The sequence below is a fragment of the Azorhizobium sp. AG788 genome, from assembly GCF_943371865.1.
Classification (GTDB): Bacteria; Pseudomonadota; Alphaproteobacteria; order Rhizobiales; family Xanthobacteraceae; genus Azorhizobium.
In genome coordinates this window covers 117467-142130 of sequence record NZ_CALRWL010000002.1, presented here as the reverse complement: position 1 = coordinate 142130, position 24664 = coordinate 117467, and the positions used below count along the sequence as shown (strand labels likewise).

Here is a 24664-nt window from a genome sequence, read left to right as displayed (position 1 = left end):
TAAGGGCGAGACTGATGTCCCATTTCCTCGACCGCCTGAGCTTCTTCAAGAAAACCGTCGATACCTTCTCCGACGGCCATGGCATCGTCACCAACGAGGACCGCGCCTGGGAGGACGGCTACCGCAAGCGCTGGCAGCACGACAAGATCGTGCGCTCCACCCATGGCGTGAACTGCACCGGCTCGTGCTCGTGGAAGATCTACGTCAAGGGCGGCATCGTCACCTGGGAGACCCAGCAGACCGACTATCCGCGCACGCGGCCCGACCTGCCGAACCACGAGCCGCGCGGCTGCGCGCGCGGGGCGTCCTATAGCTGGTATCTCTATTCCGGCGCGCGGGTGAAATATCCCATGGTGCGCGGCCGCCTGCTCAAGCTATGGCGGCAGGCCCGCGCCGCCTTGCCGCCGGTGGCCGCCTGGGCCTCGATCGTGGAGGATGCGGGCAAGCGCAAGTCCTATACCGCCATTCGCGGCCACGGAGGCCTGGTGCGGGCGACCTGGGACGAGGTCAACGAGATCATCGCCGCCGCCAATGCCTATACGGTGAAGACCCACGGGCCGGACCGGGTCGTCGGCTTCTCGCCGATCCCGGCCATGTCCATGGTCTCCTATGCGGCGGGCTCGCGCTATCTCTCGCTGCTGGGCGGCGTGTGCATGTCGTTCTACGACTGGTATTGCGACCTGCCGCCCGCCTCGCCCCAGACCTGGGGCGAGCAGACCGACGTCCCCGAGAGCGCCGACTGGTACAATGCCGGCTTCATCATCGTCTGGGGCTCCAACGTCCCGCAGACCCGCACCCCCGACGCGCATTTCTATACCGAGGTCCGCTACAAGGGCACCAAGAGCGCGGTGGTGAGCCCGGACTATGCGGAGGCGACCAAGTTCGCCGACATCTGGCTCAATCCCAAGCAGGGCACCGACGCCGCTTTGGCACTGGCCATGGGCCATGTGATCCTGCGGGAATATCACCTCGACCGGCAGGCGGCTTATTTCGAGGACTATATCCGGCGCTATTCCGACATGCCGATCCTGGTGCGCCTGGTGGCGCGGGAGGGCCGGCTGGTGCCGGAGCGGATGCTGCGCGCCTCCGATCTCGACGGCGCCCTCGGCGAGGACAGGAATCCCGATTGGAAGACCGTGGCCATTGACGAGATTTCCGGTGGACTGGTCGCGCCGCATGGCTCGGTTGGCTTTCGCTGGGATGAGAGTGCGAAATGGAACCTGGAAGAGAGGGACGGCAGCGGCGCTGACACGCGCCTCAAGCTAAGCCTGGCCGATGCGGGCGCCGACATCGCCGCGGTGGACTTCCCCTATTTCGGCGGCCGCGCCACCGAGCATTTCGTCGCCACCCAGCATGGCGAGATCCTGACCCGCAACGTGCCGGTGCTCACCCTTCCCGCGGCGGATGGCTCCACTATCACGGTCGCCACGGTGTTCGACCTGATGATGGCGAACTACGGCCTCGACCGCGGCTTCGGCGGCGATCATGTGGCGCGCAGCTATGACGACGACGTGCCGTTCACCCCCGCCTGGGCGGAACGCATCACCGGCGTGAAGCGGGACGCCATCATCACGGTGGCCCGCGAGTTCGCGACCAATGCGGAGAAGACCAACGGTCGCTCCATGGTCATTCTCGGGGCCGGTATCAACCATTGGTACCATATGGACATGGCCTATCGGGGGATCATCAATCTCCTGGTGTTCTGCGGCGCCATCGGCCAGTCCGGCGGCGGATGGTCCCATTATGTGGGCCAGGAAAAGCTGCGTCCGCAGACCGGGTGGCAGCCGCTGGCCTTTGCGCTGGACTGGAACAAGCCGCCGCGGCACATGAATTCCACCTCGTTCTTCTATGCCCATACCGACCAGTGGCGCTACGAGACGCTCACCGCCGCGGAAATCCTCTCTCCCACCGCCCCGGACGGGAACTGGGGCCAGAGCTTCATCGACTATAATGTGCGCGCCGAGCGCATGGGCTGGCTGCCCTCCGCCCCCCAGCTCAAGCAGAACCCGCTGGAGATCGCGGCCAAGGCCAAGACCGCCGGCCTGGAGCCGAAGGACTATGTTGTCCAAGCCCTCAAGTCGGGGGAGCTGGAGCTGTCCTGCCATGACCCGGACGATCCGGCCAACTGGCCGCGCAACATGTTCGTGTGGCGCTCCAATCTCTTGGGATCTTCAGGCAAGGGGCACGAATACTTCCTCAAGCACCTGCTCGGCACCACCCATGGTGTCATGGGCAAGGATCTCGGCACGGAGGGCGCTGTCCGCAACCAGGAGGTGGTGTGGCACGAGACCGCGCCGCAGGGAAAGCTCGACCTGCTGGTGACGCTGGATTTCCGCATGTCCACCACCTGCGTCTATTCCGACATCGTTCTGCCCACCGCCACCTGGTACGAGAAGAACGACCTCAACACCTCCGACATGCACCCCTTCATCCATCCGCTCTCGGCGGCGGTGGACCCGGCATGGGAGGCGCGCAGCGACTGGGACATCTACAAGGGCCTGGCCAAGGTGTTCTCGCAGGTGTCGCAGGAAGTCCTTGGTGTGGAAGAGGACGTGGTCCTGACCCCGATCCTGCACGACACGCCGGGCGAGATGGCGCAGGCCATCGACGTGAAGGACTGGGTGCGCGGTGAAGTGGAGCCGATCCCCGGCAAGACCATGCCGGCGATCAGCGTCGTCACCCGCGACTATCCCAACCTCTATGCCCGCTTCACCGCGCTGGGTCCCCTGTTGGCCAAGTCCGGCAACGGCGGCAAGGGTATCAGTTGGAATACGGAGCATGAAGTCGCGGCCCTCGGCGCCCTGAACGGGGTACGCGGCGAAGGCGCCGCCCACGGCCTGCCGAAGATCGAGACCGACATCGACGCCGCCGAAGTCATCCTGATGCTGGCGCCGGAAACCAATGGCGAGGTGGCGGTGAAGGCCTGGGAGGCGCTCTCCAAGGCCACGGGGCGCGAACACGCCCATCTGGCCCTGGCCAAGGAAGACGAGAAGATCCGCTTCCGGGACATTCAGGCCCAGCCGCGCAAGATCATCTCCTCGCCCACCTGGTCCGGGATCGAGAGCGAGAAGGTCTGCTACAATGCCGGCTACACCAATGTCCACGAACTGATCCCCTGGCGCACGCTCACCGGGCGCCAGCAGCTTTATCAGGACCACCTGTGGATGCGGGCCTTCGGCGAGGGCCTTGTCACCTGGAAGCCGCCGGTGGATCTGAAGACCATCGCCGGGGTCAAGGATCTGCGGCCCAACGGCAATAAGGAAATCGTCCTCAATTTCCTGACCCCGCACCAGAAATGGGGCATCCACTCCACCTATTCCGACAATCTGCTGATGCTGACGCTCAATCGCGGCGGCCCGGTGGTGTGGATTTCGGAAACCGACGCCAAGGCCGGAGGCATCGTCGACAACGACTGGGTGGAGGTCTTCAACATCAACGGGGCGCTGACCGCCCGCGCGGTGGTGTCCCAGCGCATCAAGGCGGGCATGATGATGATGTATCACGCCCAGGAAAAGATCGTGAATACGCCGGGCTCCGAGCTCACCGGCAACCGTGGCGGCATCCATAATTCGGTGACGCGCACGGTGCTCAAGCCCACCCACATGATCGGCGGCTACGCCCAGCAAGCCTATGGCTTCAACTATTACGGCACCGTGGGCGCCAACCGCGATGAATTCATCGTCGTCCGCAAGATGGCCGAAGTGGACTGGCTCGAAGGCCCGCTGACCACCCACCTGCCGATGGAGGCTGCACAATGAAAATCCGCGCACAGATCGCCATGGTGCTGAACCTCGACAAATGCATCGGCTGCCATACCTGCTCCGTGACCTGCAAGAACGTCTGGACCAACCGCGAAGGCGTGGAATACGCCTGGTTCAACAATGTGGAGACCAAGCCCGGCGTCGGCTATCCCCGCGAGTGGGAGAACCAGAAGAAGTGGAACGGCGGCTGGCAGCGCAAGAAAAACGGCCGCATCGAGCCCAAGATGGGTGCGAAGTGGCGCGTTCTGGCCAACATATTCGCCAACCCCGATCTTCCGGAGATCGACGATTATTATGAGCCTTTCACCTTCGACTATGAGCATTTGCACACCGCGAAGGAATCCAAGGCGTTCCCCACCGCACGGCCCCGTTCGGCCATTTCGGGGCAACGCATGGAGAAGATCGAATGGGGGCCGAACTGGGAGGAAATTCTTGGCGGCGAATTCGAGAAGCGCGCCAAGGACGTGAATTTCGAGGGGGTCCAGAAGGAAATCTACGGCCAGTTCGAAAACACCTTCATGATGTACCTGCCGCGCCTGTGCGAGCACTGCCTGAACCCGGCCTGCGCGGCGGTGTGCCCCTCCGGCGCCATCTACAAGCGCGAGGAGGACGGCATCGTCCTGATCGACCAGGACAAGTGCCGCGGCTGGCGCATGTGCGTCTCCGGCTGTCCCTACAAGAAGATCTATTACAACTGGTCTTCGGGAAAATCCGAGAAGTGCATCTTCTGCTATCCCCGCATCGAGGCGGGCCAGCCGACTGTGTGCTCGGAGACCTGCGTGGGGCGCATCCGCTATCTGGGCGTGGTGCTTTATGATGCCGACGGCATTGAAGCCGCCGCCAGCGTGCCGGACGAGAAGGATCTCTACGAGGCGCAGCTCAAGCTGTTCCTCGATCCCAAGGACCCGGCGGTGATCGCCCAGGCGCGGGCGGACGGTGTGCCGGAGGCCTGGCTGGACGCGGCCCAGCGTTCGCCGGTGTGGAAGATGGCGATGGAGTGGAAGATCGCCTTCCCGCTGCATCCCGAATACCGCACCTTGCCCATGGTGTGGTACGTGCCGCCGCTCTCGCCGATCCAGTCGGCGGCCGCCGCCGGTAAGATGGGCGTCAATGGCGACATGCCGGACGTGCGTTCCCTGCGCATCCCGCTGCAATATCTCGCTAATCTGCTCACCGCCGGCGATGAGGAGCCGGTGGCCCTGGCGCTGGAGCGCATGCTGGCCATGCGCGGCTACATGCGGGCCAAGACGGTGGATGGCCGCCTCGACGAGCGGATCGCCGCCGAGGTCGGGCTCACCGGCGCGGCCATCGAGGAGATGTACCAGGTGATGGCGATCGCCAATTACGAGGATCGCTTCGTCATCCCCACCGCCCATCGCGAATGGAGCGAAGACGCCCAGGATCTGCGTGGCTCCTGCGGCTTCTCCTTCGGCAATGGCTGCTCGGGCGGCACCTCGGAACTCAACCTGTTCGGCTCCGGCAAGGCGAAGAAGGCCACGAACCCGATGGAGATCGTGTGATGACCGCTGCCCTTCAGTCCATCACCTTCAAGGCGCTGTCGGCGCTGCTCGTCTATCCCGGTGCGTCGCTGGTGGACGCCGTCGGCGAGATCGAGGCGGCGCTCGCCGCCGAGGGCCTTCTCGATGCGCAACACCATGCGGCCCTGACGCCGCTGCTGAACGATCTGCGCACGCTCGACCTGTACGAGTTGCAGGAGCGCTACGTGGATCTGTTCGACCGGACGCGCAAATTGTCGCTGCATTTGTTCGAGCACGTGCATGGCGAGAGCCGGGACCGGGGCCAGGCCATGGTGGACCTGGCCGGGCTCTATGACGCCGGTGGCCTGATGCTGGCGGCCAACGAGTTGCCCGACTACCTGCCATTGTTCCTGGAGTATGTGGCCACCCGGCCCCGCGCGGAGGCGCGCGGGCTGCTGGCGGATACCGATCACATCCTCGCCACTCTTGAGGAACTGCTCACCAAGCGCGGAACGCCCTATGCAGCGGTGTTTGCAGCCATCCGTGCCGCAGCCGGAGCCGCGCCCATGGTTCTGGACCCCACCGCCCCCTGCGTGCCGGAGACCGACGATCTCGCCGCGCTTGATGCCGCCTGGGAGGAATCTGCCGTGGTGTTCGGCCCCGGCGAATCCCTCGGCGGCTGCTCCGTCGATCGCCTGCGCACGCAGATCCGCGCCGGAGCGCGGGACGCGCGCACCGTCACCGCCTGAGGGAGACGCACCATGTCCACCGCCATCAATTCCGCACTCTTCGGCTGGTATCCGTACCTGTGCCTTACCGTGTTCCTGCTCGGCAGCCTGATCCGCTTCGACCGCGAGCAGTACACCTGGAAGACCGGCTCTTCGCAGCTTCTGCGGCGCAAGCAATTGCGTCTCGGCTCAAACCTGTTCCACGTGGGCATCCTGCTGATTTTTGCCGGTCACGCGGTGGGTCTGCTGACGCCGATCTGGGTGTTCGACATGCTGGGCGTCAGCCATTCCTTCAAGCAGGGGCTGGCCATCACCGTGGGCGGCCTCGCTGGCCTCGCCTGTTTTATCGGCATCGCCCTGCTCGCCCATCGCCGGTTGTTCGACGCGCGCATCCGCGCGACGTCGAGCTTCGGAGACACCGCGATCCTTCTGCTCCTCTGGGCGCAGCTCACCCTCGGGCTTTCCACCATCTTCGTCTCGCTGGGCCACATGGACGGCCACGAGATGGTGAAATTCATGAACTGGGCTCAAGGCATCCTGACATTGCAGCCGTCGGCCGCGGCCTATGTGTCCGACGTGAACCCCATCTTCAAGGCCCACTTGCTGCTCGGGATGACCATCTTCCTGGTCTTCCCCTTCACCCGGCTGGTGCACGTCTGGAGCGCGCCGATCTGGTATCTCGGCCGTCCCGGCTACCAGGTGGTGCGCACGCGCTTCACCGGGTGGAGAGGACGCCAGAGCACGCCGGCGCATCATCCAGCGGCAACATGGGTGGCGCGCCCGGCACCCATACATCCGGCAGGCAAGCGGGGGGAGTGAACACCATGGTCACGCTGATTGTCGATCACGGCGCCAACCGCGCCGCCTCCGAGCACGAACATCCCCACACCCATGCCCCCGCGCAGCGGGCGACGGCGCCATCCAGGGAGCCAGTGTCCATGCCCGCCGTCAGCGTCAACGGCGTGCCCGTCTCCCGCAAGGCGATCGCTGCGGAAGTGCAGAACACCCCGGCGCGCACGCCGGCCGAGGGGTGGACCGCCGCCACCCGCGCCCTCGTCATCCGCGAGCTTCTGCTCCAGGAGGCCCGGCGGCTGGAGATCGAGGCCGAGCCGAAGCTGGACACCGCCGGCCGGCGCGAGACCGAGGAAGAGGCGCTGATGCGCGCGCTGCTGGAGCAGGAAGTGCGCACGCCGGATGCCGACGAGGCGGCGCTGCGGCGCTTCTATGGCCAGAACCTTAGGCGCTTCGTCTCGCCGGCGCTGTGGGAGGTGGAGCACATCCTGTGCGCCGCCCGCCGCGACGATCCGGCGGCCTTTGCCGCCGCGCGGGAAAAGGCGGCGCTACTGGCGGCCGATCTTGCCGCCGCGCCAGAGCGATTTGGCGCCCTGGCACGGGCGCATTCCGATTGCCCGTCGGCGGCGGTGGGCGGGAGCCTCGGCCAGATCGGTCCGGGCGACACCACCCCGGAGTTCCAGGTGGCGCTCGCCGCTCTGTCGGCCGGCGAGATGTCCGGCCCGGTGGAAACCCGCTACGGGGTCCATCTCATTCGCATGCATCGGTGCATCGCGGGGCGGCAACTGCCCTTCGAGGCGGTGCGGGAGCGGATCGCGGCCTATCTGGAAGACCATGTGACCCATGCGGCCCATGCCCAGTACGTTTCGCTGCTGGTGGGCCGCGCCGACATCAAGGGCATCGTGCTCGGCGGTGCCGACACGCCCCTCGTGCAATAGGGGAATGCCATGCTCGGCGTGCTCATCGCCGCGCTCGACGACCCTGCGGTCTCGGCGCGCGTTCTCTCCGCCCTTGATGGCCCGGACCTCTCGGCCCGGCTCGCGGCAGCCTCCCAAGCCGATGGCCGCGCACCCTGCGAGGTGATGGCCGCATTGGTGCGGCATTTCCTGGATGCGGCGACCGATGAGCAGTTCGTTCAGCTCATCGGCATCATGAACCGGGCCGAGGATCCCGGCCTCGCCGCCGTCCGCGCCATCCTGTCCGCCACCTTGCCGGAGGGCACCGCATGACCCGCTGCGGCCTTATGGACACCTTCGGGCGACGGATCAGCTATCTTCGACTTTCGGTCACCGATCGCTGCGACCTGCGGTGCGTCTATTGCATGTCGGAAGACATGACTTTTCTGCCGCGCGACGAATTGCTGACCCTTGAGGAACTGGATCGCCTCGCCTCCGCCTTCGTCGCCCGGGGCGTCTCGAAGATCCGCCTCACCGGCGGCGAACCGCTGGTGCGCAAGGGCGTGCTCGATCTGGTCGCCAGCCTCTCCCGCCATCTGGCGACCGGGCGGCTGAAGGAATTGACGCTCACCACCAACGCCAGCCTCCTGGCGCGCCATGCGGATGCGCTGGCCCGCGCCGGCGTGCGCCGGATCAACGTCTCGCTGGATACGCTGGATGCCGCCCGCTTCCGCGCCATCACCCGCCGCGGCACCCTGGGCGTGGTGATGGAGGGGCTGCTGGCGGCGCAGGCGGCCGGGCTCAAGGTGAAGCTGAATGCCGTGGCGCTGAAGGGCAGCACGGAAGCCGAGATCCATGATCTCATCGCTTTTGCCCACGGGCGCGGCATGGACCTGACCCTGATCGAGACCATGCCGCTCGGAGATGTGGGCGAGGACCGGACCGAACAGTATCTGCCGCTCAGCGACCTGCGCCGCATCATCGAACAACGCTGGACCTTGACCGATACCGCCGAGCGCACCGGCGGGCCGGCGCGGTATGCACGGGTGGGCGAGACCGGGGGGCGCATCGGCTTCATCACGCCGCTGACCCATAGCTTCTGCGAGACCTGCAACCGGGTGCGGGTCAGCGCCAAGGGCGTGCTCTACACCTGCCTGGGGCAGGAGGCGCAGGTGGATCTGCGCGCGCCGCTGCGGGCCTCGGAAGGCGACGATGCCCTCCACGCCGCCATCGATGCCGGCATCCGGGGCAAGCCGCGCGGCCACGATTTCGAAATCGCCCGCAATGGCGCACCGGCAACGGCGCGGCATATGTCGGCGCTGGGAGGCTGAGCCATGGTGCGCATCGGCATCCTCACCATTTCCGACCGGGCCAGCCGGGGCGACTATGCCGACCGCGCCGGGCCGGCCATGGAGGAATGGCTCGCCCACGCTATCGCCTCGCCGTGGGACCCGGTGCGCCGGGTGATCCCCGACGGGGTCGAAAGCGTGCGCGCGGCCCTGGTGCATATGGCGGATACGGATCGGCTCGACCTCGTCCTCACCTCCGGCGGCACCGGCCCCGCGCCGCGCGACCTCACGCCCGAGGCGATGCGGATGGTACTCGAGAAGGAGCTTCCGGGGTTCGGCGAGGTCATGCGCCTGGCGAGCCTGAAGGTGGTGCCTACCGCCATCCTGTCGCGCCAGACCGCCGGTGTGCGGGGCATGACGCTCATCATCAACCTGCCGGGCAAGCCCGCCGCCATCGCCACCTGCCTGAGCGCGGTGTTTCCTGCCGTGCCCTATGCCCTTGATCTCATCGGCGCGGGCCGCATCGAGACCCATCCCGCCGTGGTCGCGGCGTTCCGTCCGGGATGAGAGAGCCGTGATGGATGATGTCGCCTTTGCCCGTGCCCTGCACGTGATCGCCGTGATCCACTGGATCGGCGGCCTCGCCTTCGTCACCCTTGTGCTGTTGCCGCTCGCCCGGTCCCAGGGCGGGGTTCAGGGTGCGGCCCTGCTGAAACTCGTGCAAGTGCGCTTCGCGGCTCAGGTGCGGGTTTCCGTGCCGGTGGTCGGCATGACGGGCGGCTGGATGGTCACCCGCATGGACCTCTGGAGCCGCTTCCACGACCCAGCATTCTGGTGGATGGGCAGCATGGTCGGGCTGTGGGTCCTCTTCATGCTCATGCTGTTCGTGGTGGAACCCGTGTTTCATCGCATCGTCGAGCGTCGGCTGTGGACGCAGCCACAGGCTTCCCTGCTGAACATCAGCCTGATCCACATGGTTTTGCTGGCCGGAGCCGGACTGACGGTGCTCGGCGCGGTCGCGGGCGCGCACGGACTGTTCTGGCCATGAAAGGGCGAGGGGTCATGAAGAGAACTGCGCAAGCGCACCGGGCGTACGAGGGCACGCCCCTCTGGAGCCGGGGCTTCCGACCATTCTTCCTAGCCGGTGGGCTCTGGGCGGTGGCGGCCATCGCCATCTGGCCCCCATTCTTTACTGGCGAGATCACCATTCCCACGGCCTTCTCGCCGCAGGATTGGCACGTCCATGAAATGGTCTACGGCTTCGGCGCCGCCGTCGTCGCCGGCTTCCTGCTCACCGCGGTCCCGAACTGGACCGGGCGCCTGCCGGTGGCGGGCCGTCCCCTGATCGCCCTGGCGGCGGTGTGGCTGGCCGGGCGCATGGCGGTGTTCCTCTCGGCGCTGATCGGGTGGATCCCGGCCTTCGCCATCGATGTCGGCTTTCTGCTGGTCCTGGGGCTGGTGATCGGGCGCGAGGTGGTGGCAGGGCGCAACTGGCGCAATCTCAAGGTGGCGAGCCTCGTGCTGCTGCTGGGCCTCGCCAATGCCATGTTCCATGTGGAAGCGGCGCTGGAGGGGACGGCGGCGGTTTCCGCCCGCGCCGGCGTGGCCCTGATGATCGCGCTGATCCTGCTGGTGGGCGGGCGCGTGGTGCCGAGTTTCACGCACAATTGGCTGGTCAAGCAAGGCGTGACGGCGCGGCCGGTGCCGTTCGGCCCGGCCGATGGCATTGTCCTGGCGCTGTCGGGTGCTGCGCTGGCGCTGTGGGTGGCCCAGCCCGATGCCCGCGCCACCGGCACGGTGCTGCTGCTGGCCGGCGGCGCGAACCTCTGGCGGCTCTCACGGTGGCAGGGCTGGCGCACCGGATCGAGCGGGATTGTCCTGGTGCTCCACGTTGGCTTCCTGTTCGGTGCGGCGGGCTTTCTTGCGGCAGGAGCCCATGCCTTCACACCAGAACGTGTTCCGCTGGCCTTTGGCATCCATGTCTGGGCCATCGGGGCCATCGGCACCATGACGCTGTCCATCATGACGCGGGCCACGCTGGGGCATACCGGGCACCCCTTGCAGGCCTCGCGCGCGACGCTGGCCAGCTACATGCTGATTTCAGTGGCCGTGGCGCTGCGCCTCGCCATGATGTTCGCGACCACCTGGGCCATTCCCTTGATGTATCTGTCGGGCGCGGCCTGGGTTGCAGCGTTTGCCATCTTCGTGATGACCTATGGGCGTTTTCTACTGGGAAAGTGAGGCCCACACAGCCTGCGCCGAAACGGCGTCGGACGTTTCAGTGCGGCCGGGGGTGAACCGCCCGGGGAGGAATGCTACTACGCTCAGCTCGATGAGCAGAAAATGGCGGCGTGACTCAAACCAAATAGCCTCCGGTGAACCCGGGACGGTTCATCCCCGTTGGCGCGACGTGGAGGAAGGCTGCCATCACAATGCTGGAGTTGGGTTGACCGAACACCCACTCGGCGCGATCCAGACGAGCTAGCCGATCGGCGACGAGACGATCGCTTGTCCAGCCTACGAGATCCATCACCGCTTCCAGATCGGCAGCCGTCGCAACGGTGTCGAACACCGAGATCGGAGGGAAGCGAGACGGAATGATCCTGTAGGACGGCTCGGGCGCCTCGGCGAACCTGTCGCTCACGACCAGACGACGTCCTCATCCCGATAGGGTTCGAAGTTCTCGTCCACCTGATTTGGCTCCATGTAGAGGCCGCCACGCGCCGCATCGAGGAAACGGCGGGTCGTCAAGAGAGCGTCCTGCGTTCCGCTCGCCATCACCTCCAGCGGAGCCCTGCCACCGAACACCAATTCCCGATGGGGCCCGCGAAGCCAGGCAATGCCCTCCGCTTCTGTCTCATGGAGGATGCGCAGGGCCGACCATATGTCGAGCACTGCGGAGATGCGGACCAGGATGTCGAAATCGAGCGTGATCTCCCGGTGCTGCTGCACCGCCTTGACCCAATTGTAATAGGTCGAACGCGACGGACTGCCGAGCATGCGTAGGCGCTGCTCCTCGGTGAGATCCCAGAGATTGGCCAGCGCAACGAATGTGCGCAGGCCAGGCCTGCTCACCTGGCGGCGCCTGGCGGGAGTGAAAATCTCGTCGCCGCCGATCTGCGGCACAGAGGAGCTGGACCTTGCTGGTTCAATGGTTGGCATCACGACGTTCCTGCATCCCGATCCAGACATGGTCCAAATTTGGATAGACAGCAATGTGGCTCTGCTCCGCCTGTGTCGGGGAACGCTTCTCCGCATCTGCCGGTGTTGTTTAGCGACCAGTGTTGTTTAGCGACGCTTTGGATGGCGCATAACGACGGCACTTCTTCGAGAGTTGGCACCTCCGACAACCTCGGGAGGTTGATCGAACGCCTCCATGTCCGGGAGCGGTGAATCCCCGGCAGCCAAATGGGGCAAATGTCCGACCCGATCTTGACCTCAATCAACAGCGTCACGGGACCATCACACGCGCTTTAACAAACTATGGTTGCTGAAGGCCACTATTCGCGCTTTTCTAGGAATAGCAGCGACAGCGAGGGGCCCATGGCAAAAATCGTGTCAGCGCGCGCGTACGCCAATAATGAGGTCGCGTTCATCGCTTGGGATGTCGACGAGCTTATCCCTGGCTGCTTGGGCTTCGACGTCACACGCATTTATCTCAAGGCAGACGGTACGGTCGAAGAGAGCGTTCGATGCGCCACCTGGGTGGGCTTCAAAGGGCAGAGCAACCCCCATTGGATCCCCGAGGACACTAGTATCTGGCCGGTGCAGAAGCTCTCATGGCGAGACCTGACCTTACGTAAGAAACGCAACGGAGCGAGCCGCCGTCCCGACGAGGTTCGCGTGCGCTACGAGATCCGAGCCTTGGGCAATTGGAAGCCAGGCCTGGATCGCGCGCCCGATCCCACACCAAGGCGGGTCAAGGTTGCCGAGCTCGACAGTCAAAAGAAGCCCATCAAATTAGCCAACGGCAAGATCAAGATGATCGAGGTAGACGCCTATGAGGGCCGTCCCCGGCCGCTGGGCTATCTCACCGAGGCCGTCAGGACTAACGACATCACGATCACGAGCCGACGCGGAGCGTTTCGCAGCACCTTCACCAACGGCATCCTGGCCGCCCAATGGATGCGCAATGTTCTGCTCGCGGACGGCGTCCTCAAGCCGGACGAGCTTATCGACAAGCTCTCCGATCCCAACGATCCACACCGCAAGTACCTGGCTGGCGACGTCCTGCCATTGCTCCACGAGCTGTTCGCTCGACCCGGCGAATTTTATCTCGCTCTCTACGAGCTGGAAGACGAGGAGCTCCTCGAACTCCTCGTCGAGAACGCGGCCCGCATCCACGTCATCCTCGCCAACACCTCGGCAATCGAAGGCGTCTGGGATAAACGCAACGCCTCGGCCCGCCAGGCACTAGTCGCCGCTGGAGTCGATCTACAGCATCGGATGTTCAACAATGCCACCCATATCGGGCACAACAAATTCGTGGTTCATGTGCCTCCCAACGGTGGGACCCGCGCTGTCTTCACTGGCAGCACAAACTGGACATCGACCGGTGTAGCTGGCCAGACCAACAACGCTCTGCTGATCGAGAATGACGACGCCGCCGAGGCATTCCTCGCCTATTGGAAGCGCCTGAAGGCAGACGCCCTCGATGTCCCCGTTCCGTTTGGCATACCGATGAAGGACGCCCAGCAGAGCCCCACTTTACGTAGGGAAAACAAAATCCCAGCGACGGTTCCGCTTTCAGGCGGCGCGTCGCTGACAGCCTGGTTCTCGCCGAATATGGCTAAGCGCAGTAAGGGCAAGGAGAGGCCGCCAGACCTCAGCGAAGTCTACCGCCGCATGCGGATGGCCAAGCATGCCATTCTCTTCCTCGCCTTCTATCCGGGCCAGAAAGGAAAAGATTGCATCATCGGCGAGGCGATCGACATTGGGCTGAAGGACCGCAAATTGATCGTCGCCGGTGCGGTCTCAAGCCCCAACGCCATGCCCAACTACGTTCCGAAGGACAAAAAGGACAGAGCCAATCTGAAAGATGACCTCCCAGCCATCTCGCCCCACACCTTCAAGGACGCCAATGTCGAGATCATTCGCGCCTCGCGGATCGACGACCGCAGCCTGCTGAAGGATTTCGGGGCCGAGAAGCTGAGCGCCAAAGCCGTCGGAGCGATCATCCACGACAAGATCCTGGTCATCGACCCGTTGTCTGCCAACTGCACCGTCGTGCTCGGCAGCCACAATCTCGGTTTCAAGGCCTCCTATTCCAACGACGAGAATATGGTCATCATCAGCGGCGATCGCGGCTTGGCTGAGGGCTATTCAGTCCACGTCCTCGACGTCTACGACCATTATCGGTTCCGGGCCGTCGAAGCAGAACGAAAGCGCCTACGGCAGCAGGGCTGGGGCGGCTTCCTCGAGACCGACGATAGTTGGCTCGCCACATATGCAAATGGCGAGAAGGGCGGACTAGGACGCTATTTCGCCAATCCACCGCAAGACTAATTGGCCCATGGGGGAGCGCCCTGCGCCCAATTCCGACAGACTTGCTCTGATTGCTCAGGCAGATCTGGACCGGCTGGTGAGGCGCGTTATCGCGCCAGCTCTCCGTGAACTGGCGCCCTCTGACCATGCACGCCCCACGGGCGAGCTTGACGAGGAAGCGTTCTTTGCCCTCGCGGAGGCCGAGACCCACAATGCGCTGTGTCAGGAAGCCCGGCGCGCCTTCGCGTTGACGATCGGCGCGGCCTTCGAACGTCATCTGCGCCTGTGGCTAGCTCACACTGCTCTGGACCGGCGGGCAGAGGTCGAAAGCGCTCGGTTCGACCAGATCCTAATCCTTGTTCGGGAGATTAAGCACGTTGACGTCGATGCGCTGCCCATCGTGAACGACCTGCGTGAGTTGTGGGAACTGGTCAGCGCCCTGCGGCACGGTGACGGCCACGCCGCCAATAGGCTGCTTTTGCGGGCCCCGAACTTGTGGGAGCACGAGACACCCGAACAGCGAGTTGACCTATCGAAGAACGCCCGCTTGGTAAGCGCCCTACAAGTCCACACCGCCGATCTCGACCGCTATATCAGGGCAATCATGATTTTCTGGGGTGAGGTCGGCGCGACACCGCCCTGGGGTGGTTCAAATAGCTCTCCGGCACAACCACCAGAATGAGCCTTAGCGCTGGAATTTTCCGACGCCGGATATCCTAACGTCCGGGGCAACATCAGGCCTCGTTACGTGGGCTCATACGATCTCGAAGCCAGGGGCACACAGGATTCGCGCTCGTCGAAGGCGACACGTACCGGCGCACGACACATAGCGTGTGGCCGATGTGCTTGCCGGGGTTCCTTCAGAACGCGCCTCCCCCAATCCTTGACTAACGAGATCATCCCGCCAGAAGGTATAGGCTTCTGGGAGGGATAAGGAATGACCAAGGAAAATCGGTCGAAGCTGGTTCGAATGACCGTGCGCAATATCGGGTGTATCGGCAGCGAGAGCATAGATATCGCGCTCGATGATGTGGTCTGCATCGTGGGCCGCAATAACTGCGGTAAGTCCACACTCCTGAGAGCTTACGAGCTTGCCAAAGGATCCGAGACATTCGTTCCGTCACTCGATCGCTGCCAACACGCCTCGCCAGAGGATCCGTCTGAGGTGTTCCTTGAGGTGCACATCCCTGACGGCATTGGAAACGTCGACAACCGCTGGAAAGAGCAACGGGACGATCTAAAGATTGTGAGAAGTCGGTGGCAGTGGGCGGCACCTGATTTTCAAAAGGTTCGCACAACGTGGGATCCTTCTGGCGGAGAGAATGGCAAGGGCGACTGGGCTCAAGATGGTAAGGCAGGGGGCGCAGACCCTGTCTTCAGTTCGAGGCTTCCACGCCCCCTCCGCATTGGCTCTCTCGACGATGCCGAGAAGACCGAAGAGATGCTGCTAACGCTTGCACTAGCTCCTTTAATCACCAACCTCGACATCGAGCGCCAGAATGCGGAATCTGCACTCTCAAAAGCCATCGCCAGTGTCACAGGGCATATCGACACGTTGAGCATAGCTCACGAGCAGCATTTCAACACGATTGCGGATCGGATCACGACAGGATTCAAGGGTGTCTTCCCTCAAATGGATGTCCGGCTGAATATCGGCGCGACTCCTCTCGTTCCGAAAATGTCGGATCTCGTAAAAAATGGATCAAGCATCCGCGTCAAGGACGGAGCCACAGAAACCGGCCTTCGCCAGCAAGGTACCGGTGCCAGACGCGCCTTGTTCTGGGCCATGCTGCAAGTCCACAACGAGCTGAGCCGTGACAAGGAAATACGGACTGAATACAGAAAGACACTAGTTGCCGCACATAAGGATGAGGACAAAAAGAAAAGCAAAAAGGGTGTGTCCGCAGCGCAAGTCGCCGAGGTTCAGTGCGCGCTGGATGAGCTCCAGGCAAAACTGGATGCGCATGACGCTGGAAGCGCAATCCCGCAGAGCCCCGATGACCCAGCGCTGCCGGGCTATCTTCTCCTCATAGACGAACCAGAGAACGCCCTGCATCCGATGGCAGCCCGAGCCGCACAGCGGCACTTGTATAAGCTGGCTGAGAGCCCGGATTGGCAGGTCATGATGACGACTCACTCCCCCTATTTCATCAATCCGTTCGAGGATCATACGACGATTGTTCGGCTGGAGCGCGGCACCGAGTCAGCAACCGGGACAATCGCACCCCGCATCTACCGCTCGGACCATATCGAGTTCGAATCCGACGAAAAGCAGCGCCTGCAAGCACTGCAACATATTGACCCCAGCTTCTCCGAAATATTCTTCGGCTCCTACCCGATCATTGTCGAGGGGGACACCGAGCATGCTGCGTTCATGGCTGCTGTCATTGAAAAGCGACACGAGCTTATCAACCAAGTGACAATTATACGATGCCGAGGCAAGGCGATTATCGTGCCCATCATCAGGGTTCTCGAGCACTTCAAGATTGATTTCGGCGTCATTCATGACTGTGATCCGCCGTTCAACAAGAAGGGCGACAAGAACGGCATGTGGACTGAGAACGGGAAGATCCGAGATGCGATCGTCAAAGCGCGAGCGGCGAACCTGACCGTTCGACATCGCATCAGCATCCCCGACTTCGAGCGCCTCCTCTCGGGCGACGAAGAGTCAAAGGACAAGCCACTGGCCACGTACAGGCGGATCGCAGATGGCGGCGCGTTGGAGGAGACCGTCCAGGGATTGCTCAATGAGCTATTGAGCAGCGATCAACACGAACCATTTGGTGCTGATGATCTTCCGGAGAGCGCCGATTACCTGGCGGTCCTATTCCGCAAGATCGGAGACTGGGCAGCAGCCAACGGCAAGGCGTCAGAAACTCGGTTCAAAGGGAAGCGTGACGAGACGTAAGCAGGTTGACGCTTGGCCGTCAACCAGAGTTCCGCCATAGGCGCTACTTCCCCGCCCAAGTGTACACGTCACCGAACAGTCTCTTATGTAAATACGCCAACAATCTACTATCAAACACTGAGCGCGGAGGCTCAGAGATTATAACTGCACGTTCAAAGGCTGCCAAATCCGCTTCTTCTCGCGCCAATTCTTCTTGGGTTGTAAAGCCAAGTTTGTTCTTCAGAACTCCGTGTTCGTCTACGTACGGGTCACGCACGTAGACGAACATTCTGCTCGTTGGCTTCCTTAACCAATCGGATTCGTTCCAACTTCCAAGCTCGAAGCTCCTCAGTGGAAATCGTTCCCGCGGCCCAATCGTCCAGGACACTGCGGGCGGTGTCGCTCAGATCCATCCCTTCGATGCGAGCATCAGCAATGACATCGCGCACAATCTCCTCGCGACGACGAAGCGTCAGTTTCCCATCGATTGTGCTCATGTATGACCTCGCAACACCATCGAGACCATCATACAGGAGTGCTGGCCTGCCGAAAAGCGCCGACGGTAGAGGGGGCAACCTGAGGCGGCATCATAAACCCGCTCGCCCATTGGCCGCGAATCGCGTCGACGAAGCTCCAGCGGTCGGCTTGTATCAGCCTATTCCCCGATGCCCATTGCCAAACCTCAATTGCCCCGCCGGGAAGTATCCGGCCAGATCCGGCCATGAATTTTGATCGACGCTCGTAGGGTCGTCGGTACGCGCGCGGCGTAAGGGGCTGATTTATTGGGGTTTATCTGAACTCAAACTTCAGTCTCACCTCGAGTATCCGGCCAAATCCGGCCAAATCCGGCCAAAAATGCCTAAGCGGTGGAGCCTTCGTCCACTGAGGTGGTCCCCATTGCGCGGGCAGATTGGCGGCTTTGCTAAGCTTGGTTCTGGTGTGCATTACGCCGCCATGTTGATGCCGTCGCAGGCCGTGTAGACCTCCTCCGGCGTTCTGCCGCCGAAGGACGAGTGGGGCCTCGTGCGGTTCTAGTAGGTGATCCACCGGCCAATCCCGGCCCGGGCCTCGGACCCGGTCTCGAAGGCGTTGAGGTAGATGCATTCGTATTTCAGGGAGCGCCAGAGGCGCTCGATGAAATACGTTGTCCATCCATCGGCCGCGGCCATCCATGGAGACCCGCACACCAGCGTCTAGCAACACCTCGGTGAAGCGCGGGCTGGTGAACTGGCTGCCCTGGTCGGTGTTGAAGATGCCGGGTCGCCCGAACTGGGACAAGGCCTCCTCCAACGCCTCGATGCAGAAGTCTGTCTCCATGGTGTTGGACAGCCGCCACGAGAGAACCCGGCGGCTGTACCAGTCCATGATGGACAGGAAGCCGCGTCGCATCGGGATGTAGGTGATGTCCGCGCACCAGACCTGGTCAGGCCTGTCGATCGCCATCGTGCGCAGGAGATAGGGGAAGACGCGGTGCTGCGGGTGCCGCACCGTCGTCTTCGGCCGCTGATAAATGGCGGCAAGACCCATGCGAGCCATAAGGCGTCGCACGCGCTTACGCCCCACCTCGTGCCCCTGCCGGCGTAAATGGCGGACCATCTGCCGCGAGCCGTACCATGGCGTTTCGAGGAACTGGCCATTGATCGCCCGCATGACCGTAAGCGTCTCGGGGCCTTCGGCCCTCGGGCTCCCATAATAGGCCGACCGGCTGATACCGACCAAGGCGCACTGGCGCGTGATCGGTAACCGAGGGTGATCCGGCTCGATCATCTCGCGCCGCCGCCCAACGCTCAACGCCTAGAGGCCCGACGCAAAAATCCCGTTCCACCACCAGTTGGCCGATCTTGGCGTGGAGCTGGTCGATCTCGCTCTCGCGGGCGGCATCGGCGGCTTCCGCCTTGCCGGGAAACACCGCAGCCATCCCTTCGACGGCTTGCTTCTTCCAGGTGTTGATCATCGTCTGGTGCACGCCGTGCTTCGCAGCCAGTTGTGCCACCGTCTGCTCCCCGCGCAGCGCCTCCAGGGCCACCTTTGCCTTGAAATCCGCTGAATACCGCTTCCTCTTCCCGGTCATCGGGCTCGTCCTTCCGTCAGGCCGAACCAAGCTTAACTCCCTGTCCGGATTTCGGGGACCACTTCACCAAGGCGTTTCCCGGCCCGCGAGAAGGGCTGGCATGGCGGACCGCCAACGACCACGTCTGGCGCGATCTCGGCGATGTCCGGAGCGAGCTTCAGGACGTCCTCGAGGTTTTCTTCGCGGGGACCTCGGCGCCTCTGGAGCCCAATCGCACGCAGTCGAAATGGTGACGGGACGTTTACTCGATGGACGGCCAGAGCCTTCTCATCGAAGTCGTACGACAGTCGAATCCTCATTCCCGCTCGAGACAGCCCCAAGGCCATGCCGCCGGCTCCGCAGAACAAGTCGACGACCTACAGCCTGGCCCCTCGCAGTGAACATGCTTCACTATCGAGCCCTATCCGGAACGCGTCTTCAGGCCAAGCCACAGGCTCTCGCGGCCGGGGAAGTGACGTAGCAGCCATGGCCGACTTCGAAGCTGTCTCGCGAGCCTGTTGGATATCGGCTAGGATGTACGCCACCAGCCGGAGGCGTCGAACGCCATGGACGAGGATCTCATTCGGCGCATTCGCGTCGCCGCGCACTCGTTGGACGCTCCGAGGGAGCGGCTACTCGGGCTGTTGACGGAGCTGGGCGCCGCTGGCAACGGCCCGGAGACGCATACCATGGTGATCGACAGGGACGAGCTGGCGAGCCTTCTGCTGGCCGTCGCGCTGCCGCCTAGCTTCGGCGATGCCCTCCGCGTGGAGGGCTTTCGCCACGCCACTGGGCCTAAGATCGCTCCGCGACGGATTCACCCGCGCATTCCCTACGCAGTGACGCACTGCCCACCTGAGCAGACAGACGGAGCATCCTGAGACCGCACATAATGGCACTTAGCGAGAGATGGCGGTGGGTTGGCGGCAATCAGGCCTGCTCTTCCTTACTGCCTTCCGCGCCGCAGGCCGGACACCATGCGCAAGCTACAAGCGACCATCACTTGGCATTATGAGTGGCGAACCAGCATTTTGGATTTATCGAATGTTAACCGCTTCACTTCGACACTACTTACTACATACATATAACGCTATTCGCGATGACGTTCCAGATCTAGCTGGAGCGTGTTACATCTTCTCTCCCCTTCTATTTCTTACTCTCAAAAAGCAGATCGAAAAAGCGGCTATCGTAGGCGCTGAACCAGAGCTTCATGTCGGAAATATTAAATCATCCGGCGAAATGGTGTGGGATCCCGAAATAAACAGTCAACAATGCTTACACATACTGAATTATGAAAAACAGCTCCCCGCCAGCTTATCTGGGGTAGTACAGTGGCACATGTGGGTGCAACTTGGACAGACATTAATTGACCCGACCATCAGAGACATGATCGCCAGCACGCATAAACTAGGAGCACTAAGAGACCCAAGCCCCATGATAGAAGATTTAAGCAAAGACTATCTTGTATATAATAAAATTATTTCTTATGAATCAAAGGGAACAATCCAGATAACATCCGATCTATACCCTCAATTTATGTCAGTACTCACCAATCACCCTGCAGAAGAAATTGTCCAGACCATCGGAGAGAGGCTCTTTCAAAAAATCCGCTGAAATCACCGGACCACCCTTAAGTATTGATATGAACTCATTTGTGAGCAACGAACGCGGAGACGCGTACGTTACTTTTTCAATTTCCGCGCTTGCGCTGGATCTACCACGCTGTTCGGCCGCGCTTTGCCATGAACAAATCGGCACCACCATTCCCACCTCCACCCCTCAACACATATGGTGGCCTCTAAAATAAAACCGGCGCAAGCCTGAGCGATGGCTGCCGGTGGGCGCGAAGATCGGAAGGCTTGCGTGAATGAGAAGGCACGGATTGGCCGTAGTCGGTGGTTAATCAGCCTGCATCAGGGCTGAGCGTACGACAGACGCCCTTCCACGCCCGCCTGGCGGCATCAAAATTCCCCACGGATAAGCAATTGCTTGCTCCCGCTCGTACTGCCAGACGATCAACGGCGGATGATTACGGTCGTAGGTCCTACCAAACCGAAAGACCAGACTGTTGGGAGCGGCCAGGATAACATTGATACGGCGTGCTCCCATGCCTTCCAGTAATCCCAGAACGTCGAGAAACTGCTTCGCCAACGCGGCCTGCTTTTCGGCGGACCAATGGCTGGATGTACTTCCGTTTTCCAGCGTCAGCCAGATGACGGGGCGTCCCGGAAATGCTGCGCGAACGTTGGCAGCCTGGACACGGTAGGAGACCGAGATCGCGATGACGACCTCAGCCGCATGGGTCAGCTCCTCGGTCCCGGAAATCACAAATCTCTCGCCATCGTCGGCGTTGTCCAGAAGCCTCCAGCGCTCCCCGGACCGATCCCAATCCATAACGGTCAAGCCGTTCTCATCATCGACAAGCACCCCTGTGAGGAAGGTGTAGGGAACCGGCGCGACGCCCCCGTAGATAAGTTGGAAATCGGCTCGATCCGTTCCTGAAGCAGCTTGCCGGATTTGGCCGGGCAGAGAGTGCGCCTCGTCAAGACCGAGTTCCGGATCGGTGATGTCGGCTTCGTACATCTGGCGAAAGTCCAGAACCCGAAGCTCGCGTCGTCCGACAACGGCCTTGGGAACATCTTCTTGAAGGGGTCGACCGGGACCGCTTCGAAGGCCGCGGGCTTCGATGATCAGAACACGTTTTCTCTGAGCCGCGCTATGTTCCTGGCAGCCTTGCCAGATTAGCGAAACCAGCCCGACGACAACCAACGCTGCGCCGACTGTGGTTGCTATGTTGGTCACGTAGGCAGGCGTTCCAGATCCGGTATCGACCGAAAATTCGAAGCCGCCCAACTTCGGCCCGGTGACCAATTTCGCGACGAAGCCAGCTTGAGCTGCCAACAGTAGACCGACACCCGATGAAATAAGCGCTAGCACGACGGATCGCAGTCGGAAGCGCCATTCCACCCAGCGGTCAAACAAGCGCCCTAGCCGATCTTTCATGAGACTAGGTCCTCCGACAGAACCACGAGGGCTGAATGATGTGAGGGGCTTCTCCCCAAGCTTTTGAGTTGATGCAGCACCGCGCCATCTGAGATGCCAACATAGAGTCCCGCTGGGAGCTGGCTGCGCCCGACGATGGCCAATACGAAGCCATTTAAGGCGTGTTTGGACAGCCGGAACGCTTCAGAAATGGAGTCGATGTCGATCGCCGACGGCGTCGGCCGATCCTCGGGATGGGTGTGCCATGTTCCGATGAAATGGTGACCTGCCTGATGAAAGACGTCGACTTCGCGCTGCTCAGCCATCCGATCTGGGTGATAAAATCGCCGAGCTCGCCGGTCGGTCTGTCGCGGCCCGGTCGCGTGGGTCACCAGCACCTGATTGCCTTCGAACCGAGCGAAGAGCTGACCTCCGGCCTCGCGATGCCACCATCTGAGCTGTCGGTAGGAGGAAAAGTGGTGCAGCACCTCTCCGGAAATCACCAGCGATTGTCCGGACATGCCGATTTCATAGCCGATCATGCGGCAATCGCCCGTTGGCCCACAGGTTCAGCCCATCCACGCTCGTGCACCACTGACCCAGTGTTCGAACCCGCTATGACTTTCCATGCATCTGTCCAAACGCCACCGGCGGCCGTGAGCATTCGTTCCTGTCCGGCCCACATTCGATGCGTCGACGTGCCGACCTGGCCGAGGATACAGTCCAGAACGAGGCCCGAGATCATGCTGATGATCGCTTCGAGTTCCACGGGGCCGTAAGGTTCGAACACGGCGCCGCACGCTGGTTCCCGTCGAACCGTGGGACCACCCGGCCATCCTGTCAGCTCCAAGTTGGCGCGCCCGTAATTGTCGATACCAGCTCGAAAACGGGCGCCGTTTTGGACGATGCCGACGGCATGCCCTGCGCAGGCATGGGGTTCAGTCCATCCGTAAACGATCGGGACAGCGCGTCCATTGGCGTCGTGCCACGCATCCAGCAGCGCTTCGGCGGGCCAGTCGCCAAGTGCCGAGACAATCAGGTCGGCGTCCAGCAGGATGTGAGGACGCTGATCGAGCAAACGCTCGACCGTATCAACGATCGCCTCGATCCGAAGGTGAGGAAGGTCTTTGGTGATCCTGGCGGCGAGCTCGGTCGCCTTGGGAAGACCGACGCTACCGGCACCCAGCGGATGTCGCCCGAGGTTTGCCGCCTTCAGCCGCTGCTCGTCGACCAAGACGAGTTTCCCGACCCCGGCATTGGCGAGAGCCGCCGCGATGGGAGCGCCGACGGATCCGCAGCCCAGTACGACCACCGTCGATGAGCGCAGCTTTGCAAAGCGGGGATCAGCTTCACGACCGTGAACCCAGGCCGGGTCGACCCGATCGACAGTGACCTTGCGAACAGTATCCGGACCAAAGAAGCGGCAACCGGCAAGATTTGCCGGTACCCGTCCGGGTCTGAACCCTCGTCTGATGATCGCGCGACCTCGTGCATCCGAAGGCCTCTCAACGATCACGCCAGCGAAGGCGGGCCCATGTGCCGTAGTCATTCCGAGGACCACGGGAACTCGCTGCGGATCCGTCGCGGCGGCGGCGTGGAGCAACTCCGTAGCATCGACCTTCTCCGCCATGGCGAGAACGTCGTGTGCGGTCCGAGGGAATTCGCCCGGGACCATGGGCTCGCCGATCCAAAGCAATGCCGCGGGCGTGGTCTTGAGATCGCCCTTGCGGATGCCAGGATATCGGTTCCTCAGCCAAGCCGTCGCCGCCTCCTCCGTGTCGGCGAGGAGGAGGCAGTCACCCCACCAGGCACGGATGGCACGAGATTCGCTACTGTTCGGATCGACTAGGCTCAGGATGGGGCGACCGATGCCGGTGGCCATACCGTCCCAGTAGGAGAGGACCTCGTCTTGGAGCTCACGCTTACAAGATCCCTCAACGCATCGCCGGACGAGTTGAAACGCTTCTTGAAAGAGATACTCGACGCCGCCCACCGGATCGCCAGGGTCGAAGGTCGCTCGCTCATCGACGAGACACAGTCGGCCGTCGGTTTCAACATGCGGCCACGTGCCGAACGGCGGGCGATCGACGAGAACGAGCCACGCCGGCTCGAACGGAAACGCACCACTGAATAACAGATGGATACGTCGCGGTTCGTCGGCGAACTGGGCGACGCATCGAAAGCCTCTAACCGCGCCACGCCGCGCGGCAGCAAGTTCGAAGACGTCCAGGCTCTCGTAGCCGGGCACACGCTCGCTCAGCCACCGCTCGACCGCGGCGATGGCCTCCACATGTTGCGGTGAGCGCCATGCCGACAC

General features: G+C 62.6%; 21 protein-coding genes and 2 pseudogenes. 15 read left to right on the top strand and 8 right to left on the bottom strand.

Annotated features, from left to right (window positions below):
* Positions 1-14: 14 nt before the first annotated feature.
* The 10 genes from AAG816_RS02045 to AAG816_RS02000 are packed head-to-tail and all read left to right on the top strand — an operon-like array spanning position 15 to position 11185.
* A complete protein-coding gene (locus AAG816_RS02045; protein ID WP_341987698.1) occupies positions 15-3758 on the top strand; it encodes a nitrate reductase subunit alpha in 3744 nt (1247 codons plus the stop codon).
* The gene (narH, locus tag AAG816_RS02040) at positions 3755-5281 is read left to right on the top strand and encodes a nitrate reductase subunit beta (protein ID WP_341987696.1); all 1527 of its coding nucleotides are present in this window, start codon (positions 3755-3757) and stop codon (positions 5279-5281) included. The genes AAG816_RS02045 and narH overlap by 4 nt, the downstream gene beginning before the upstream one ends.
* Positions 5281-5988: a nitrate reductase molybdenum cofactor assembly chaperone gene (gene narJ / locus AAG816_RS02035; RefSeq protein WP_341987694.1), complete on the top strand. Its 708-nt coding sequence runs from the start codon at positions 5281-5283 to the stop codon at positions 5986-5988. Before narH ends, narJ begins: the two co-directional genes overlap by 1 nt.
* A 12-nt stretch (positions 5989-6000) precedes the next feature.
* A complete protein-coding gene (gene narI, locus AAG816_RS02030; RefSeq protein ID WP_341987692.1) occupies positions 6001-6786 on the top strand; it encodes a respiratory nitrate reductase subunit gamma in 786 nt (261 codons plus the stop codon).
* A 5-nt stretch (positions 6787-6791) separates the two neighbouring features.
* Entirely contained in the window at positions 6792-7697 is a 906-nt protein-coding gene (locus tag AAG816_RS02025; RefSeq protein WP_341987690.1) for a peptidylprolyl isomerase, read from the top strand.
* 9 nt (positions 7698-7706) lie between these two features.
* Complete coding sequence (locus AAG816_RS02020; protein WP_341987688.1) at positions 7707-7988, top strand: hypothetical protein; 282 nt, start codon at positions 7707-7709, stop codon at positions 7986-7988.
* The gene (gene moaA, locus AAG816_RS02015; protein ID WP_341987686.1) at positions 7985-8986 is read left to right on the top strand and encodes a GTP 3',8-cyclase MoaA; all 1002 of its coding nucleotides are present in this window, start codon (positions 7985-7987) and stop codon (positions 8984-8986) included. Before AAG816_RS02020 ends, moaA begins: the two co-directional genes overlap by 4 nt.
* 6 nt (positions 8987-8992) lie before the next feature.
* Positions 8993-9511 (top strand): molybdopterin adenylyltransferase, encoded by a 519-nt coding sequence (mog, locus tag AAG816_RS02010; RefSeq protein WP_341987962.1) that lies wholly within the window; start codon positions 8993-8995, stop codon positions 9509-9511.
* Positions 9512-9521: 10 nt separating this feature from the next.
* A complete protein-coding gene (locus AAG816_RS02005; protein WP_341987684.1) occupies positions 9522-9992 on the top strand; it encodes a hypothetical protein in 471 nt (156 codons plus the stop codon).
* A gap of 14 nt (positions 9993-10006) precedes the next feature.
* Entirely contained in the window at positions 10007-11185 is a 1179-nt protein-coding gene (locus AAG816_RS02000) for an NnrS family protein (RefSeq protein WP_341987682.1), read from the top strand.
* A gap of 151 nt (positions 11186-11336) precedes the next feature.
* On the opposite strand, the pseudogene AAG816_RS01995 reads toward AAG816_RS02000, so the two are convergent.
* Positions 11337-11588 (bottom strand): annotated as a pseudogene (locus tag AAG816_RS01995) (RES domain-containing protein); the annotation flags it as partial.
* Complete coding sequence (locus tag AAG816_RS01990) at positions 11585-12106, bottom strand: MbcA/ParS/Xre antitoxin family protein (RefSeq protein ID WP_341987680.1); 522 nt, start codon at positions 12104-12106, stop codon at positions 11585-11587. The pseudogene AAG816_RS01995 and the gene AAG816_RS01990, both read right to left, overlap by 4 nt.
* A gap of 381 nt (positions 12107-12487) precedes the next feature.
* Here AAG816_RS01990 and AAG816_RS01985 point away from each other — a divergent pair, with 381 nt between their 5' ends.
* The 3 genes from AAG816_RS01985 (at position 12488) to AAG816_RS01975 (ending at position 17336) form a co-directional block, all read left to right on the top strand.
* Complete coding sequence (locus tag AAG816_RS01985) at positions 12488-14449, top strand: phospholipase D-like domain-containing protein (RefSeq protein ID WP_341987678.1); 1962 nt, start codon at positions 12488-12490, stop codon at positions 14447-14449.
* Between the two features lie 7 nt (positions 14450-14456).
* The gene (locus AAG816_RS01980) at positions 14457-15110 is read left to right on the top strand and encodes a hypothetical protein (protein WP_341987676.1); all 654 of its coding nucleotides are present in this window, start codon (positions 14457-14459) and stop codon (positions 15108-15110) included.
* Positions 15111-15365: 255 nt separating this feature from the next.
* Complete coding sequence (locus AAG816_RS01975) at positions 15366-17336, top strand: AAA family ATPase (RefSeq protein WP_341987674.1); 1971 nt, start codon at positions 15366-15368, stop codon at positions 17334-17336.
* 248 nt (positions 17337-17584) lie between these two features.
* Here the strand turns inward: AAG816_RS01975 and AAG816_RS01970 are convergent, their stop codons facing one another.
* From AAG816_RS01970 to AAG816_RS01960, 3 genes and pseudogenes are all read right to left on the bottom strand, one after another.
* Positions 17585-17812: an antitoxin VbhA family protein gene (locus tag AAG816_RS01970; protein ID WP_341987673.1), complete on the bottom strand. Its 228-nt coding sequence runs from the start codon at positions 17810-17812 to the stop codon at positions 17585-17587.
* A gap of 537 nt (positions 17813-18349) precedes the next feature.
* A pseudogene (locus AAG816_RS01965) lies at positions 18350-19386 on the bottom strand (IS3 family transposase); the annotation flags it as partial.
* Positions 19387-19418: 32 nt separating this feature from the next.
* Positions 19419-19733, bottom strand: a complete 315-nt coding sequence (locus AAG816_RS01960; protein ID WP_341987671.1) for a DNA cytosine methyltransferase — start codon at positions 19731-19733, stop codon at positions 19419-19421.
* A 198-nt stretch (positions 19734-19931) separates the two neighbouring features.
* Between AAG816_RS01960 and AAG816_RS01955 the strand changes: the two genes are divergently transcribed.
* Positions 19932-20246 (top strand): hypothetical protein, encoded by a 315-nt coding sequence (locus AAG816_RS01955; RefSeq protein ID WP_341987669.1) that lies wholly within the window; start codon positions 19932-19934, stop codon positions 20244-20246.
* A gap of 28 nt (positions 20247-20274) precedes the next feature.
* Entirely contained in the window at positions 20275-20979 is a 705-nt protein-coding gene (locus AAG816_RS01950; RefSeq protein WP_341987666.1) for a hypothetical protein, read from the top strand.
* Positions 20980-21264: 285 nt separating this feature from the next.
* Here AAG816_RS01950 and AAG816_RS01945 read toward each other — a convergent pair whose 3' ends face one another.
* Genes AAG816_RS01945 through AAG816_RS01935 form a run of 3 tightly spaced genes read right to left on the bottom strand, consistent with a single transcriptional unit; the run spans position 21265 to position 24664 of the window.
* Entirely contained in the window at positions 21265-22368 is a 1104-nt protein-coding gene (locus tag AAG816_RS01945; RefSeq protein WP_341987664.1) for an SAVED domain-containing protein, read from the bottom strand.
* Positions 22365-22889 carry a Mov34/MPN/PAD-1 family protein gene (locus AAG816_RS01940; protein ID WP_341987662.1) on the bottom strand — a complete coding sequence of 175 codons (525 nt, stop codon included), beginning with the start codon at positions 22887-22889 and terminating at the stop codon, positions 22365-22367. Before AAG816_RS01940 ends, AAG816_RS01945 begins: the two co-directional genes overlap by 4 nt.
* Positions 22886-24664 (bottom strand): ThiF family adenylyltransferase, encoded by a 1779-nt coding sequence (locus AAG816_RS01935; protein WP_341987660.1) that lies wholly within the window; start codon positions 24662-24664, stop codon positions 22886-22888. Before AAG816_RS01935 ends, AAG816_RS01940 begins: the two co-directional genes overlap by 4 nt.

Coding starts and splice junctions, on each gene's coding strand:
- AAG816_RS02045 (WP_341987698.1), top strand. CDS start 15: ATGTCCCATTTCCTCGACCGCCTGAGCTTCTTCAAGAAAACCGTCGAT.
- narH (WP_341987696.1), top strand. CDS start 3,755: ATGAAAATCCGCGCACAGATCGCCATGGTGCTGAACCTCGACAAATGC.
- narJ (WP_341987694.1), top strand. CDS start 5,281: ATGACCGCTGCCCTTCAGTCCATCACCTTCAAGGCGCTGTCGGCGCTG.
- narI (WP_341987692.1), top strand. CDS start 6,001: ATGTCCACCGCCATCAATTCCGCACTCTTCGGCTGGTATCCGTACCTG.
- AAG816_RS02025 (WP_341987690.1), top strand. CDS start 6,792: ATGGTCACGCTGATTGTCGATCACGGCGCCAACCGCGCCGCCTCCGAG.
- AAG816_RS02020 (WP_341987688.1), top strand. CDS start 7,707: ATGCTCGGCGTGCTCATCGCCGCGCTCGACGACCCTGCGGTCTCGGCG.
- moaA (WP_341987686.1), top strand. CDS start 7,985: ATGACCCGCTGCGGCCTTATGGACACCTTCGGGCGACGGATCAGCTAT.
- AAG816_RS02005 (WP_341987684.1), top strand. CDS start 9,522: ATGGATGATGTCGCCTTTGCCCGTGCCCTGCACGTGATCGCCGTGATC.
- AAG816_RS02000 (WP_341987682.1), top strand. CDS start 10,007: ATGAAGAGAACTGCGCAAGCGCACCGGGCGTACGAGGGCACGCCCCTC.
- AAG816_RS01990 (WP_341987680.1), bottom strand. CDS start 12,106: ATGCCAACCATTGAACCAGCAAGGTCCAGCTCCTCTGTGCCGCAGATC.
- AAG816_RS01985 (WP_341987678.1), top strand. CDS start 12,488: ATGGCAAAAATCGTGTCAGCGCGCGCGTACGCCAATAATGAGGTCGCG.
- AAG816_RS01980 (WP_341987676.1), top strand. CDS start 14,457: ATGGGGGAGCGCCCTGCGCCCAATTCCGACAGACTTGCTCTGATTGCT.
- AAG816_RS01975 (WP_341987674.1), top strand. CDS start 15,366: ATGACCAAGGAAAATCGGTCGAAGCTGGTTCGAATGACCGTGCGCAAT.
- AAG816_RS01970 (WP_341987673.1), bottom strand. CDS start 17,812: ATGAGCACAATCGATGGGAAACTGACGCTTCGTCGTCGCGAGGAGATT.
- AAG816_RS01955 (WP_341987669.1), top strand. CDS start 19,932: ATGGACGAGGATCTCATTCGGCGCATTCGCGTCGCCGCGCACTCGTTG.
- AAG816_RS01950 (WP_341987666.1), top strand. CDS start 20,275: ATGGCGGTGGGTTGGCGGCAATCAGGCCTGCTCTTCCTTACTGCCTTC.
- AAG816_RS01945 (WP_341987664.1), bottom strand. CDS start 22,368: ATGAAAGATCGGCTAGGGCGCTTGTTTGACCGCTGGGTGGAATGGCGC.
- AAG816_RS01940 (WP_341987662.1), bottom strand. CDS start 22,889: ATGATCGGCTATGAAATCGGCATGTCCGGACAATCGCTGGTGATTTCC.